The following is a 15023-nucleotide window of genomic DNA, read 5'->3' on the forward strand; positions in this document are numbered from 1 at the left end:
GCAGCTGCGCGTACAGCGAAGGACGGGGTCAGACCGCGGCCGGCTCCCGCTCCGCCGTCACCGACAGGTGGTCGCCGTCCACGTCCACCCGTACGGTGTCGCCGTCGCGGATGTCGCCCGCCAGGATCGCCCGGGCGAGCTGGTCGCCGATGGCGGTCTGGACGAGGCGACGCAGCGGCCGGGCGCCGTAGGACAGGTCCGGCTGCGACTGCTCGGGCTTGTCGATCACCGGCTCCTGGCCGAGCCAGGCCAGCCAGGTCAGCGCCGCGTCGGAGACGTCCAGCGTGAGCCGCCGGTCGGCGAGCCGCTTCTGCAGGTGGGCGAGCTGGATCCGCGCGATCCGCTGGAGCTGGTCCGTGCCGAGCGGGTGGAAGACCACCGTGTCGTCCAGCCGGTTCAGGAACTCCGGGCGGAAGGCGGAGCGGACCGTCTCCAGTACCTTCTCCTTCTTCTGCTCCTCCTTCAGCAGCGGGTCCATCAGGAAGTTCGAGCCGAGGTTGGAGGTCAGGATGAGGATGGTGTTGCGGAAGTCCACCGTCCGGCCCTGGCCGTCCGTGAGCCGTCCGTCGTCCAGCACCTGGAGCAGGATGTCGAAGACCTCGTGGTGGGCCTTCTCCACCTCGTCCAGCAGCACGACGCTGTACGGGCGGCGGCGCACGGCCTCGGTCAGCTGGCCGCCCTCCTCGTACCCGACGTAGCCGGGAGGCGCGCCGACCAGCCGGGCGACGGAGTGCTTCTCGCCGTACTCGCTCATGTCGATGCGGACCATCGCCCGCTCGTCGTCGAAGAGGAAGTCGGCGAGCGCCTTGGCCAGCTCGGTCTTGCCGACGCCGGTCGGGCCGAGGAAGAGGAACGAGCCGGTCGGGCGGTCGGGGTCGGCGATCCCGGCACGCGTACGGCGCACCGCGTCCGACACCGCGCGCACGGCCTCGGTCTGCCCGATCAGCCGCTTGCCCAGCTCATCCTCCATGCGCAGCAGCTTCTGGGTCTCGCCCTCCAGCAGCCGCCCCGCCGGGATGCCCGTCCAGGAGGCGACCACGTCGGCGATGTCGTCGGGGCCGACCTCCTCCTTGACCATCGACTCCTTGGACGCCTCCTGCTCGGCCTCGGCGGCCGCGGCCTCGTCCAGCTCCCGCTCCAGGCCCGGGATCTCGCCGTACAGCAGCTTCGACGCGGTGTCGAAGTCGCCGTCGCGCTGGGCGCGCTCGGCCTGGCCGCGCAGCTCGTCGAGCTTCTCCTTCAGCTCGCCGAGGCGGTTCAGGCCCTGCTTCTCCTTCTCCCAGCGTGCGGTCAGCCCGCGCAGCTCTTCTTCCTTGTCCGCGAGGTCCTTGCGCAGCTTCTCCAGGCGCTGCACGGAGCCCGCGTCGGTCTCGTTCTTGAGCGCCAGCTCCTCCATGCGCAGCCGGTCGACGGACCGCTGCAGCTCATCGATCTCCACCGGAGACGAATCGATCTCCATGCGCAGCCGCGACGCCGACTCGTCCACCAGGTCGATGGCCTTGTCGGGCAGGAAGCGGGAGGTGATGTACCGGTCGGAGAGGGTGGCGGCGGCGACCAGCGCGGAGTCCGCGATCTGGACCTTGTGGTGCGCCTCGTAGCGCCCCTTGAGGCCGCGCAGGATCGCGACCGTGTCCTCCACGGTCGGCTCGGCGACCAGCACCTGCTGGAAGCGCCGCTCCAGCGCCGGGTCCTTCTCGATCCGCTCGCGGTACTCGTCCAGCGTGGTCGCGCCGACCATCCGCAGCTCGCCGCGGGCCAGCATGGGCTTGAGCATGTTCCCCGCGTCCATCGCGGAGTCGCCGCCTGCCCCGGCACCCACGACCGTGTGCAGCTCGTCGATGAACGTGATGATCTGCCCGTCACTGGACTTGATCTCCGCCAGGACGGTCTTCAGCCGCTCCTCGAACTCACCGCGGTACTTCGCGCCCGCGACCATCGCGCCGAGGTCCAGCGCGACCAGCCGCTTGTCCCGCAGCGACTCGGGCACGTCGCCCTTCACGATGCGCTGCGCGAGCCCCTCCACGACGGCGGTCTTGCCGACGCCGGGCTCACCGATCAGCACGGGGTTGTTCTTCGTACGCCGCGAGAGGACCTGCACCACGCGCCGGATCTCCTGGTCCCGGCCGATGACCGGGTCGAGCTTGCCCTCGCGCGCGGCCGCGGTGAAGTCCGTACCGAACTTCTCCAGCGCCTTGTATGTGCCCTCGGGGTCGGCGTTGGTCACCCGCTGCCCGCCCCGGGCCTTCTCGAAGGCGTCCAGCAGCCTCTTGGCCGAGGCGCCCTGCTGGTCCAGCAGCTGGCCGGTGGCCCCGCCCTTCGCGGCGATGCCGATGAGCAGGTGCTCGGTGGAGATGTAGTCGTCGCCCAGCTCCTTGGCGCGCTGCGCCGCGTCCGCTATCACCGCGAGCATCTCGCGGTCGGGCTGCGGCGGGGCGACCGTCGAGCCCTGGATGCTGGGCAGCGCGGCGACCCGCCGCTCGGCCCCGGCACGCAGCGCCGCGGCGTCCGCGCCGACGGCGGCCAGCAGGTCGGTGATGTTCTCGTTGTCCTGCCCGGCGAGCAGCGCGAGCAGCAGATGGGCCGCGGTCATGTCCGCGTGTCCCGCGCTCACGGCCCGCTCATTGGCGGCGCTCAGCGCCTCCCGGCTCTTGTTGGTCAGCTCGGCGTCCACGTGCTCGCGCTCCTCCTCATGCCTCTGGCCTGCACCTACACGGCCCTCGGGGGCCATCCTGCCTAGCTCAACATGCGATAAGTTGAGTCTATTCCACTCAAGCCCAAAACGCCGACCTTTACCCGTCCACCGCCCCTTGGGGTTCCCCCTGACCTGCCGCCCACTCCTGCGAGTACGCCCGACGTACAGTGCGGACATGGCTCAAGATCTGCGGAATCCCGACCCCGAGTACCTCGCCTTCTGGCGGGAGCGGCATGTGTGCACCCTGACCACGATGCGGCCGGACGGGACGCCGCACGTCGTGCCGGTGGGGGTGACGTACGACCACGAGCAGGGCCTGGCCCGGGTCATCACGAGCAAGGGCAGCACCAAGGTCCGCAACGTCCTGGCCAGGGGCGACGGCGGCGCGCGCGTCGCGGTGTGCCAGCTGCAGGGGCGGCGGTGGGCGACGCTGGAGGGGCTGGCGACGGTCCGTACGGCCGAGGCGGAGGTGCGGGACGCGGAGGAGCGGTACGCCGTGCGGTACGAGCGGACGCCGCGGCCCAACCCCGAGCGCGTGGTCATCGAGATCCGGGTGACGAAGATGCTCGGGCGGGCCTGAGAGCGCCGACGGGTGCCGCCGCCCCCGCTCCGTCCACAGGGGTATCGTCACCCCCACAGTCGTCAGGTCCCGGGGGGCACGATGAATGCGGTGCGAGTGACGGCGATCGCGTGCTTGATGCCGCTGTCCGAGCTGGACGACGATCCGTTCCTGGTCGACGACCGAGGCCAGCACGAGATGTGCTCGCAGTGGGCCGCGGACCGCGACTACCGCCTCATCTGGCGGCTGAGCCTGCACCACCTGCGCGCCGATCACTGCGCCCTGTGGCAGGACGTGGAGGCGGGCCTGGTCGATGTCTTCGTCGTACCGAACCGCCGCACCCTGGAGAACGCCGTCGACTCCGCCGAGGATTTCACCGCCCGCTGCGCCGCGGCCGGCGTCCGGCTGGAGACCGTCGACCTCGCCGAGCCGGTCTACACCTCGGCCATGAAGTCCCACGTGCACCGCCGGCTGTCGATGCCCACGGCCGGTTACAACGGCCGCTGAGGCGGCGGGCGTTACTCGGACGTCCGCTTCGGGCGCCACACGACCAGCGCGCTGGTCTGCTGCACGTCCTGATACGGGACCAGGTCACGGCGGTAGCTGGCGTGCACCGCCGCCTCCCGCTGCTGGATGGCGGCGGCGGCGCCCTCCACCGCGCTCTGCAGCTCGGCGACGCGCTGCTGGAGCGCCGCGACCTGGTTCTCCAGTTCGATGATGCGCTTGATGCCGGCGAGGTTGATGCCCTCGTTCTGCGACAGCTGCTGCACCTGGCGGAGCAGCTCGATGTCGCGGGCCGAGTAGCGCCGACCGCGCCCGGCCGTACGGTCCGGTGAGACCAGGCCGAGCCGGTCGTACTGGCGCAGTGTCTGCGGGTGCAGGCCGGAGAGCTGAGCCGCGACGGAGATGACGTACACCGGTGACTCGTCGGTCAGTTCATAGGGGTTACGACTGCGCCGCCCGCCCCGACTGTCCATCATCAAGCTCCCTTCGCGGCCTGGAAGAGCTCCGATCGCGGGTCCTCACCCGCGGTCGCCTCGCGGTACGCCTCCAGCGACTCGCGCGCCTTGTCGCCGAGGTCCTTGGGCACGACCACCTCGATGGTGACCAGGAGGTCGCCCCGGGTGCCGTCCTTGCGCGCCGCGCCCTTGCCGCGGGCACGCATCGTCCGGCCGTTCGGCGTGCCTGCCGGAACCTTCAGGGTGACCGGCGGCCCGCCCAGGGTCGGCACCTTCACTTCGCCGCCGAGCGCGGCCTCCGGGAAGGTGACCGGCACGGTGACGGTGAGGTTGTCGCCCTTGCGGCCGAACACCGGGTGCGTGTCGACGTGCACGACGACGTACAGATCGCCATTGGGCCCGCCGCGCTCGCCCGGGGCGCCCTTGCCGCGCAGCCGGATCCGCTGCCCGTCGGAGACGCCGGCGGGGATGCGCACCTGCATCGTGCGCGAACTCGTCGCGCGGCCGCTGCCCTTGCACACCTCGCAGGGGTCCTCGGCGATCAGGCCGCGGCCCTTGCAGTCGGCGCACGGGTCGGTGAGCGAGAAGCCGCCGCCCGCGCCCCGGCTGACCTGGCCCGTACCCACACAGGTCGGGCAGACCCGCGGGGTGCCGTTCTTGTCGCCGGTACCGGAACACGCCTTGCACGGCGCCGGGCTGGACATCCGCAGCGGGACCGTGGCCCCGTCCACCGCCTCGGTGAAGCTGAGCGTCACCTCGGACTCGATGTCCTGGCCGCGGCGGGGCTGCGTACGCGTGCCCGCACCGCCGCCCCTGTTGAACAGGCCGCCGAAGACGTCCCCGAGGCCGCCGCCGAAGCCGCCGGCGCCCGCTCCGCCCTGGGCGCCCCCGAAGAGGTCACCCAGGTCGAAGTTGAAGCTGCCGCCACCGGCGCCGCCGGGACCCGGACGGAAGCCGCCGTTGCCGAACAGCGCCCGCGCCTCGTCGTACTCCTTGCGGCGCTTGGGGTCGCCCAGGACGTCGTTCGCCTCGGAGATCTCCTTGAAGCGCGCCTCGGCCTTGGTGTCGCCCTTGTTCGCGTCCGGGTGGTTCTCCCGGGCGAGCTTGCGGTACGCCTTCTTGATCTCGGCGTCGGTGGCGTCCTTCGGGACGCCGAGAACCTTGTAGTAGTCCTTCTCGACGAAGTCCTTGGTGCTCATCCCCGACGTCCCTCCTCCCGTACTGTCCTGCTTCTCACGTCAGCCCTCGTCCGGGCCACCGCTCTCCTCGTCCGGCGCCTGCTCCTCGGACTTGGCGGCCTGGGCCCCCGGCTGGGGCTCGGCGACCGCCACCCGCGCGGGGCGAATCGTTCGCTCGCCGATCCGATACCCCGGCTGCAGGATCGCAACGCACGTCGTCTCCGTGACGTCCGGTGCGTACGAGTGCATGAGCGCCTCGTGGATCGTCGGGTCGAAAGGCTCGCCCTCCTTGCCGAACTGCTGCAGGCCGAGCTTGGCCACGACCGTCTCCACCGACTCGCCGACCGACTTGAAGCCGCCGACCAGCTCGCCGTGTTCACGAGCCCGGCCGATGTCGTCGAGGACCGGCAGGAGCTCGGACAGGAGGTTCGCCGCGGCGATCTCCTTGACCGTCACGCGGTCCCGCTCCACCCGCCGGCGGTAGTTCTGATACTCGGCCTGCAGGCGCTGGAGGTCCGCCGTGCGCTCGTTGAGCGCGGTGCGCACCTGGTCCAGCTGTGCCGTCAGGCCGACGTCCTGATTCGCGTCCCCGGCCGGGGCCGGGCCCGCCTTGTCGGCGGACCCGGCGCCCTGCGCCGCATCGTCAGGGGCTGCGGCGTCGGAGGGGACGTCAGGCTTCTCGTCAAAGCCCGGGGTCTCCTCCGTCACGCGGCACCGTCCTTCTTGGGCTTCTCGTCGTCCACGATCTCGGCGTCGACGACGTCGTCCTCGGCCTTGGCCTGCTCGCCGTCGGCGGCACCCTCGGCACCGCCCGCGGCCTGCGCGCCCTGGGCGTCGGCGTACATGGCCTGGCCCAGCTTCTGCGAGACGGCGGCGACCTTCTCGGTGGCCGTACGGATCTCGGCCGTGTCCTCGCCCTTGAGCTTCTCCTTCAGCTCGCCGACGGCGGTCTCGACCTCGGTCTTCACCTCGGCGGGGACCTTCTCCTCGTTGTCCTTGAGGAACTTCTCCGTCTGGTAGACGAGCTGCTCGCCCTGGTTGCGCGTCTCGGCGGCCTCGCGGCGCTTGTGGTCCTCGTCCGCGTAGCGCTCGGCCTCCTCGCGCATGCGGTCGACCTCGTCCTTCGGCAGCGAGGAGCCGCCGGTGACGGTCATCTTCTGCTCCTTGCCCGTGCCCAGGTCCTTCGCGGTCACGTGCATGATGCCGTTGGCGTCGATGTCGAAGGAGACCTCGATCTGCGGGACGCCACGCGGGGCCGGCGGCAGACCGGTCAGCTCGAACATGCCGAGCTTCTTGTTGTACGCCGCGATCTCGCGCTCGCCCTGGTAGACCTGGATCTGCACGGAGGGCTGGTTGTCCTCGGCGGTGGTGAAGATCTCCGAACGCTTGGTCGGGATCGTCGTGTTCCGCTCGATGAGCTTGGTCATGATGCCGCCCTTGGTCTCGATACCGAGGGACAGCGGGGTGACGTCCAGCAGGAGGACGTCCTTGACCTCACCCTTGAGGACACCGGCCTGCAGCGACGCGCCGATGGCGACGACCTCGTCCGGGTTGACGCCCTTGTTGGCGTCCTTGCCGCCGGTCAGCTCCTTGACGAGCTCGGCGACGGCCGGCATACGGGTCGAACCGCCGACCAGGACCACGTGGTCGATCTCGGACAGCTCGATGCCGGCGTCCTTGATGACGTTGTGGAACGGGGTCTTGCAGCGGTCGAGCAGGTCGCTGGTGAGCTGCTGGAACTGCGAGCGCGTGAGCTTCTCGTCCAGGTGCAGCGGGCCCTCGGCCGAGGCGGTGATGTAGGGAAGGTTGATCGTCGTCTCGGTGGAGGACGACAGCTCGATCTTCGCCTTCTCAGCGGCCTCGCGCAGGCGCTGGAGCGCCATCTTGTCCTTGGCCAGGTCGACGCCGTGGCCGTTCTGGAACTGCTTGACCAGGTAGTCGACGACGCGCTGGTCCCAGTCGTCACCACCGAGCTGGTTGTCGCCGTTGGTCGCCTTCACCTCGACGACGCCGTCGCCGATCTCCAGCAGCGAGACGTCGAAGGTACCGCCACCGAGGTCGAAGACCAGGATGGTCTGGTCGTCCTTGTCCAGGCCGTACGCCAGCGCCGCGGAGGTGGGCTCGTTGACGATGCGCAGGACGTTCAGGCCCGCGATCTCGCCGGCCTCCTTGGTGGCCTGCCGCTCGGAGTCGTTGAAGTACGCCGGGACGGTGATGACCGCGTCCGCGACCTTCTCGCCGAGGTAGGACTCCGCGTCGCGCTTCAGCTTCTGCAGAATGAACGCGGAGATCTGCTGCGGGTTGAAGCTCTTGTCGTCGACGTCCACCGACCAGTCGGTGCCCATGTGGCGCTTGACCGACCGGATGGTCCTGTCGACGTTCGTGACCGCCTGGCGCTTCGCGACCTCGCCGACGAGCACTTCACCGTTCTTGGCGAAAGCGACGACGGACGGCGTGGTCCTGGCGCCCTCGGCGTTGGTGATGACGGTGGGCTCACCGCCTTCGAGAACACTGACGACGGAGTTCGTCGTGCCCAGGTCGATGCCGACCGCACGTGCCATTTCGATTCCTCCAGCTGACATTGAGTGGAACTGGCTCAAGGGTGCACCAGAGATCCGGCCCTGTCAAAGGACCTGAGCCATAGCCACTCAACTCTCCTGCCGAAGATCTGCGCACCACAGCGTTTGCGCAGGTCACAGCGGCACGGAAGACCAGGAGGGGAAGCGCCCGGGGTGCGACGGGCACGTCATCGACACCCCCACCCTCCCTCTCACGGGCGGCCGCCGCATCTCCGGCGTGTCGCGTACGCACGGGCGGGGCGGGCTTTACGACACCCTTAGGCGACCCTCAGCGACGCAGATCACCGCCGCACCCGGTACAGCCGGGCTTGAATAGTGGGTAATCTCGGAGGGATTAACTAAGTTACTGCTTAGTAGTACCGACAGACCACCGAAGAACCCGCTCACGCAGGCCCGAGGAGCCACCCATGCAACTCGCCGCGATCATCGTGTCGCTGGTCCTAATCGCGGTCGGCGTCGCACTGTTCGGCCGCGCCATTGTGCAGATCTACCGCTACATGCGGCTCGGACAATCCGTACCCGCCGGTTCACGGACCAATGACCCCACGCAGCGCACCGTCACGGTGGTCAAGGAATTCCTCGGCCACACCAGGATGAACCGCTGGGGCGTCGTCGGCGTCGCGCACTGGTTCGTCGCGGTGGGCTTCTTCTCGCTGCTGCTGACGATCGCCAACGCCATCGGCCAGCTCTTCAAGGCCGACTGGCTGCTGCCGGTCATCGGCAGCTGGCTGCCGTGGGAGATGTTCGTCGAGGGCATGGGCACCTTGACCACGATCGGCATCCTCGTACTGATCGTCATCCGGCAGCTGAGCAAGCCGGGCAAGGCGGGCCGCAAGTCCCGCTTCTCCGGCTCCAACTTCGGGCAGGCGTACTTCGTCGAGGGCGTCATCCTCATCGTCGGCATCTGCATCGTGACGCTGCACGCCCTGGAGGGCGCCCAGCACGGTGTCGAGCACTACGAGGCCGCGTACTTCGCCTCATACCCGCTGGTCGCGGCCTTCAAGGGGCTGAGCGTCGGCACGCTGCAGAACCTGACGTACCTCTTCGCGATGATCAAGATCGCGACGTCCTTCATCTGGATGATCACCGTCGCGCTCAAGACCGACATGGGCGTCGCGTGGCACCGCTTCCTGGCCTTCCCCAACATCTGGTTCAAGCGCGAGGCCGACGGCGATGTCGCGCTGGGCGCGCTGCAGCCGATGACCAGCGAGGGCAAGGAGATCGACTTCGAGGACCCGGGCGAGGACGACCAGTTCGGCGTCTCCCAGATCGAGCACTTCTCCTGGAAGGGCCTGCTGGACTTCTCCACCTGCACCGAGTGCGGCCGCTGCCAGTCGCAGTGCCCCGCGTGGAACACCGGCAAGCCGCTCTCCCCCAAGCTCATGATCATGGCGCTGCGCGACCACGCGCACGCCAAGGCGCCGTACCTCCTCGCCGGCGGCGGCAAGGACGCCGAGGGCAACGAGAAGGCGACCGCCGAGCAGCTGGCCGACGTGCCCAAGTCCGCTCTGGAAGAGGCCGAACGCCCGCTGATCGGCACCCTCGAAGAGAACGGCGTCATCGACCCGGACGTGCTGTGGTCCTGCACCACCTGCGGCGCCTGCGTGGAGCAGTGCCCGGTCGACATCGAGCACATCGACCACATCGTCGACATGCGCCGCTACCAGGTCATGATCGAGTCCAGCTTCCCCAGCGAGGCGGGCACGATGCTCAAGAACCTGGAGAAGAAGGGCAACCCCTGGGGCCTGGCCAAGAAGCAGCGCCTCGCCTGGACCAAGGAGGTCGACTTCGAGGTCCCCGTCGTCGGCAAGGACGTCGAAGACCTCACCGAGGTCGACTACCTGTACTGGGTCGGCTGTGCCGGTGCCCTGGAGGACCGCGCCAAGAAGACCACCAAGGCCTTCGCGGAGCTGCTGCACATCGCCGGCGTCAACTTCGCCATCATGGGCGGCGACGAGAAGTGCACCGGTGACTCGCCGCGCCGTCTGGGCAACGAGTTCCTCTTCCAGCAGCTGGGCGCGGAGAACGTCGCCACGCTGAACGCGGCCTTCGGCGAGGACGACGAGGACGAGTCGACCAAGAAGCCGAAGTCCAAGAAGAAGATCGTCGCGACCTGCCCGCACTGCTTCAACACGATCGCGAACGAGTACCCGCAGCTGGGCGGCGAGTACGAGGTCATCCACCACACGCAGCTGCTGCAGCACCTCATCGACGAGGGCCGCCTCACCCCCGTCACCCCGGTCGAGGGGCTGATCACCTACCACGACCCCTGCTACCTGGGCCGCCACAACAAGGTCTACACACCGCCGCGCGAGATCATCGCCAAGGTGCCGGGCCTGCGGAACGAGGAGATGCACCGCCACAAGGAGCGCGGCTTCTGCTGCGGCGCCGGCGGCGCCCGCATGTGGATGGAGGAGCGCATCGGCAAGCGCATCAACAACGAGCGCGTCGACGAGGCCCTGTCCCTCAACCCGGACATCGTCTCCACCGCCTGCCCCTTCTGCCTCGTCATGCTGACCGACTCGGTCAACGGCAAGAAGAACGATGGCAAGGTCAGCGAGAACGTCCAGGTCGTCGACGTGGCCCAGCTGCTGCTGGACTCCGTCAGGACCCCGGCCGACCCGGCCGGCGAGGCGGAGCCCGCGGACGAGCCGGAGCCGGAGCCGGTGAAGTAACCCGCTGTACGTCCTGTTGACGGCCGGTCCCGCACCCCGCGGGGCCGGCCGTCGTCGTCTGCGCGCCCGTGTCCGGAACCCTCTGTACTCCTGTGTCCGGAACCGGATGGAACCGGACGAACGTGCGGGCCCATGACGTATGTCCGTGCGACCATGAGGCGCCGGATACGGATGGGGCGCTGGGGGGCGAAGTGCGGTACCGGGGATCACGAACGGCACGCGCGGCGGGAGCCGGGCTGTGCTGCGCACTGCTGGCGGCCGGCTGCGGCATGCTCCCGGCGGGCGGCGGCGCGCGGACGACCGCCCACCACGCCGCGTCCGGCCTTCCGGTACGGCCCGTCCCGCACGGCAAGGGCAGCGAGAAGGCCGACGACTTCAACGGCGACGGCCACCCCGACCTCGTACTCGACACGCTGCTCAACACCGACGACAGCCACGACGACGACCCCGGTATCGGCATCGTCTACGGCTCCGATCACGGCCTCGACCCGGCCGTACGACGGCTCCTCACCCCGGCCCGGCACGCGGCGCCCACGGACGGCGTCGTACCGGCCGTTTTCGACGCAGAGGCCGCCTGCGACCTGGACGGCGACGGCTTCACCGACCTGGTCGTCAGCACCGACCCGCCGTACGACGGCCGGGGCCGCCCGCCCGTCCCCGTACAGATCCTCTTCGGCTCCCCGGAAGGACTCGCCGCGCGCGCCGTGAAGCTGCGCATCCCCGACCGCGCGAGATTCGGCAACGAGTGGCCCGACCAGCCGGTCTGCGGCGACTTCGACGGGGACGGCGCGCAGGACCTGGCGGTCACCGCGTCCGGGCCGCGGGCGAGCTTCCTGCGCGGCCCGTTCACGCGCGCGGGCGCGCCGAAGGGAGCCGGCGCGCCGCTGGACATCCCCGGCACGGCGCTCGCCGGGCTGCCGGCGCCCGTCGACGTGGACGGGGACGGCGCCGACGACCTGCTCGTACGGTCCGGGGCGCCGGGCCGCCGCGCGCCGGGCCGGCTCGCGCTGGGCGGCGCGCGGGGGCCGGACGCGGCGGGGGCCGCGCTGCCGGCCGGGTACGACGTGGCGTTCGGGCGGTTCGACGGCGGGGCGGCGGCCGACGCGGTGGTGGCCGGGGGCGACCGGCTCGCCGTCCGGTACGGCGTCGGCACGGCGGCCCCGCGGAGCGCCACGGTTCCGGTGGCGGGGCGGTCGGTGGCCGCCGGTGACGTGACCGGCGACGGCCGTACGGACCTGGTCGTGTCGGGTGATGCGGCGCGCCCCGTGCTCCTCCTGGGGTCGGCCGCCGGCCTGCGCGCGGACCGCGAGCAGGCCGTGCCGAAGGTCCCCGGTATGCCCGCCGCCGCACGCGCGGCGGTGCTCCGGCTGGCCGACTACGACCACGACGGGCGGGCCGACCTGGTCCTCCTCACCCGCTCGGGCGGCCGGGACGCGGTCACGGTGCACCGCGGAACGGCGTCGGGCTTCGCCGAGCGGCCCGCGGTCTCCTTCAGCACGGCGGCTTTCGCCGAGTGACGGCGGCCTTTGCCGAGTGAGTGCGCCGGGGCCCGCGGACGGGAGACGTCCGGCATGCAACCCTCCGGCCCTCTCGCAGGTCTCCTGATCGCCCAACTGCCGCCCAATCCCCGGCGAATGCCCGGTGCCGCGCGGCGGTCGGCACTCATTCGGACGGGATGCGCCCGCATCCCGCATGCAGCAGGAGAACAGCGTGCCCAAGCACCTTCGTACGGCCCTGGCCACTGCGGCGGCGGTGGCCCTGACCGGCGGTCTGCTCACCCTCTCCACCGGCCCCGCGGCCGCCGCCGGCGGCCTGCAGGGCGACTTCAACGGCGACGGCTACCGCGACCTCGCCGTGGCCGCGCCCGCCGCCACCGTCGGGGGCCACAGGAACGCCGGCGCCGTCACCGTCCTGTACGGCGCGGCCGACGGCGTGTCCGCCGCCCGGCACGCCACCTTCACCCAGAACACCGCCGGGGTTCCGGGTGCGGCGGAGACCGACGACATGTTCGGCGAGGCCGTCTCGGCCGGCGACTTCAACTCCGACGGGTACGCGGACCTCGCCGTCGCCGCCCCGTACGAGGACGTCTCGGGCGACACCGACGGCGGCACCGTACAGATCCTGTGGGGCGCCGCCGGCGGCATATCGCGCGCCGCCACGGTCCCCGACCCGGCCCCGACCAAGCACGACCGCTTCGGCATGGCGCTCGCCGCGGGCGACTTCGACGGGGACAAGAAGGGCGACCTGGCCGTCGGTACGAGCGCCGCGACGCTGCGCGTCTTCAAGGGCGGCTTCACCTCGGCAGGCGTCTCCGCGTCGAAGTCGGCGGTCACGCTGCCGATCCTCAGCGGCTCCGACACCGGCATCTTCCAGCTCACCGCGGGCGAGGTCACCGCGGACGGCCGCACCGACCTGGTCGCCAACGGCTATCAGAACGCCGCGGACGACGGCGAGAACTACTACAACGCCAACTACTACCTGCCCGGCTCGGCCGCCGGCCCGTCCGGCTCCGCGGCGCGCAAGCTGCCCGCCGGCTTCATCACCGCCATCGGTGACACGGACGGCGACGGCTACGGCGACCTGGTCACCGGCATGCACTGGGACGCCAGCCCCGCGCCCGGCACCACCAAGGGCGGCAAGGTCAACGTCATCTACGGCTCGGCGAGCGGCCCCACCAGCCGGATGGACACCATCACCCAGGAGTCCGGCGCGGTCCCGGGCGGCTCCGAGAACGGCGACAGCTTCGGTTACGAGGTCTCCCTCGGCGATATCGACGGCGACGGCCGGCAGGACCTGGCGATCGGTGCGGCGGGCGAGGACATCGACGGCGTCACGGACACCGGCTCGGTGACCGTGCTGCGCGGCTCCGCGTCCGGCATCGACACCACCCATGGCGTCCAGTACTTCCATCAGGACACCCCGGGTGTGCCCGGCGCGTCCGAGGACAATGACCTCTTCGGCACCGAGGTCTTCCTCTCCGACATCAACGGCGACGGCAAGGCCGACCTGTCCGTGGGCGCGAGCTACGAGAACGACGGCAACGGCGCGGTCGTCTCGCTGCCGTCCGACGGCACCCGCATCGGCACCGCCGGCGCCCGCTCGGTGACGCCGGGCGCGGTGGGCGTACCGACCACCGGCCGGCCGCAGTTCGGCGCCGTCCTCACGGGCTGACTCCGGACCCCGCTCGGCCCCTGCGCGCGGCCCGCGGCCGCCCCGCCGGGATTCCCCTAGGGGATGTCACAGGTCGGCAGCAATGCCCGTCCTGTCCGCTCTCTCCCGCCTGCGACCCGCCGGGACCAGGTACGTTCGAAGCGTGGCTGGATTCAGGATGGGTCGCGGACGGAACTCCCGCACCGCGCAGCAGGGGCAGCAGGGCCAGGCCCCGTACGGTCAGCAGGCTCCGCACGGTCGGCCTGCTCCGTACGGAGCACCGGCGCCGTACGGTCAGCAGCAGGCGCCGTACGGCCGGCAGGCGCCGCCCCCCGCACAGGGACAGTGGCAGCAGCAGGCTCCCCACGGCGGCGCTCAGGGCGCCGGCCCGCACGGCGAGCCCGAGTACTTCGGCGACCCGGGGCACGCCCCGCAGCAGCCGCCCTACGGCGGCGGCAACGCCCGCGCGGACGCACCGGGCCACACCCAGCAGTTCAGTCTGGGCGACGCGCCGGACGCGTACGGGGACGACCAGTACGGCGGTGGCCAGTACGACAACGGCCAGTACAGCGGTGGCAGTACGTACCACGCCGGCCAGTCGGCGGTCCCGCCCGCCGCTCCGCGCCTGCCGTGGAAGCAGCTGCTGACCGGCATCGTCCGGCAGCCCGACCAGACCTTCTGGCGGATGCGCGACTACGCGGTGTGGGGCCCGGCCCTCGTCGTGACCTTCGTCTACGGCCTGCTCGCGGTCTTCGGCTTCGACGCCGCCCGCGAGGACGTGCTCAATGCCACGCTCTCCCAGAGCATCCCGTGGGTGCTGATCACCGGCGTGATGTTCGTCATCGGCGGGCTGATCCTGGGCGCGGTGACCCACACGCTCGCCCGGCAGCTCGGCGGCGACGGCGCGTGGCAGCCGACCATCGGCCTGTCCATGCTGATCATGTCGATCACGGACGCGCCGCGACTGCTCTTCGCGATGTTCCTGGGCGGCGACAGCACGCTCGTCCAGGTCCTCGGCTGGATGACCTGGCTCGCCGCCGCCTACCTCTTCACCACCATGGTCCGCAGGTCGCACGACCTGCCCTGGCCCAAGGCGCTGGGCGCCTCCGCGATCCAACTGGTCGCCCTGCTCGCCCTGGTGAAGCTGGGCACGCTGTAGCGGGCATCACCGCCCACGCCGGCGACACATCCTGAGGCAGGGCCCCGTTCCGGACGGAACGGGGCCCTGCTG

General features: G+C 70.8%; 11 protein-coding genes. 6 read left to right on the plus strand and 5 right to left on the minus strand.

Annotated elements, in window-relative coordinates; all coding sequences use genetic code 11:
* Positions 1–28 precede the first annotated feature (28 nt).
* The gene (clpB, locus tag ACZ4MH_RS27120) at positions 29–2671 is read right to left on the minus strand and encodes an ATP-dependent chaperone ClpB (protein ID WP_351593614.1); all 2643 of its coding nucleotides are present in this window, start codon (positions 2669–2671) and stop codon (positions 29–31) included.
* Between the two features lie 196 nt (positions 2672–2867).
* On the opposite strand from clpB, the gene ACZ4MH_RS27125 reads away from it, so the two are divergent.
* Together ACZ4MH_RS27125 and ACZ4MH_RS27130 are read left to right on the plus strand one after the other, a co-directional pair.
* Positions 2868–3272, plus strand: a complete 405-nt coding sequence (locus ACZ4MH_RS27125; protein ID WP_351593611.1) for a PPOX class F420-dependent oxidoreductase — start codon at positions 2868–2870, stop codon at positions 3270–3272.
* 81 nt (positions 3273–3353) lie between these two features.
* Positions 3354–3758 (plus strand): hypothetical protein, encoded by a 405-nt coding sequence (locus ACZ4MH_RS27130; RefSeq protein WP_351593608.1) that lies wholly within the window; start codon positions 3354–3356, stop codon positions 3756–3758.
* An 11-nt stretch (positions 3759–3769) separates the two neighbouring features.
* On the opposite strand, the gene ACZ4MH_RS27135 is transcribed toward ACZ4MH_RS27130, so the two are convergent.
* From ACZ4MH_RS27135 to dnaK, 4 genes are read right to left on the minus strand one after another with little or no spacing between them, the layout of a single operon-like run.
* A complete protein-coding gene (locus tag ACZ4MH_RS27135; protein WP_030259115.1) occupies positions 3770–4228 on the minus strand; it encodes a heat shock protein transcriptional repressor HspR in 459 nt (152 codons plus the stop codon).
* 2 nt (positions 4229–4230) lie between these two features.
* Positions 4231–5409, minus strand: a complete 1179-nt coding sequence (gene dnaJ, locus ACZ4MH_RS27140; protein WP_351593605.1) for a molecular chaperone DnaJ — start codon at positions 5407–5409, stop codon at positions 4231–4233.
* Positions 5410–5448: 39 nt separating this feature from the next.
* Positions 5449–6096, minus strand: coding sequence for a nucleotide exchange factor GrpE (grpE, locus tag ACZ4MH_RS27145; protein ID WP_351593602.1), 648 nt, complete (start codon positions 6094–6096; stop codon positions 5449–5451).
* Positions 6093–7949, minus strand: a complete 1857-nt coding sequence (gene dnaK, locus ACZ4MH_RS27150; protein WP_351593599.1) for a molecular chaperone DnaK — start codon at positions 7947–7949, stop codon at positions 6093–6095. The genes grpE and dnaK overlap by 4 nt, the downstream gene beginning before the upstream one ends.
* A gap of 425 nt (positions 7950–8374) precedes the next feature.
* Here dnaK and ACZ4MH_RS27155 point away from each other — a divergent pair, with 425 nt between their 5' ends.
* The 4 genes from ACZ4MH_RS27155 (at position 8375) to ACZ4MH_RS27170 (ending at position 14951) form a co-directional block, all read left to right on the plus strand.
* Positions 8375–10642, plus strand: a complete 2268-nt coding sequence (locus ACZ4MH_RS27155; RefSeq protein ID WP_351593596.1) for a heterodisulfide reductase-related iron-sulfur binding cluster — start codon at positions 8375–8377, stop codon at positions 10640–10642.
* 191 nt (positions 10643–10833) lie between these two features.
* Positions 10834–12159, plus strand: coding sequence for an FG-GAP repeat domain-containing protein (locus ACZ4MH_RS27160; protein WP_351593594.1), 1326 nt, complete (start codon positions 10834–10836; stop codon positions 12157–12159).
* A 193-nt stretch (positions 12160–12352) separates the two neighbouring features.
* Entirely contained in the window at positions 12353–13813 is a 1461-nt protein-coding gene (locus ACZ4MH_RS27165; RefSeq protein WP_351593591.1) for an FG-GAP repeat protein, read from the plus strand.
* 157 nt (positions 13814–13970) lie between these two features.
* Positions 13971–14951 carry a Yip1 family protein gene (locus tag ACZ4MH_RS27170; RefSeq protein WP_351593635.1) on the plus strand — a complete coding sequence of 327 codons (981 nt, stop codon included), beginning with the start codon at positions 13971–13973 and terminating at the stop codon, positions 14949–14951.
* Positions 14952–15023: the final 72 nt, after the last annotated feature.

This window comes from Streptomyces sp. NPDC026301 (assembly GCF_055567935.1).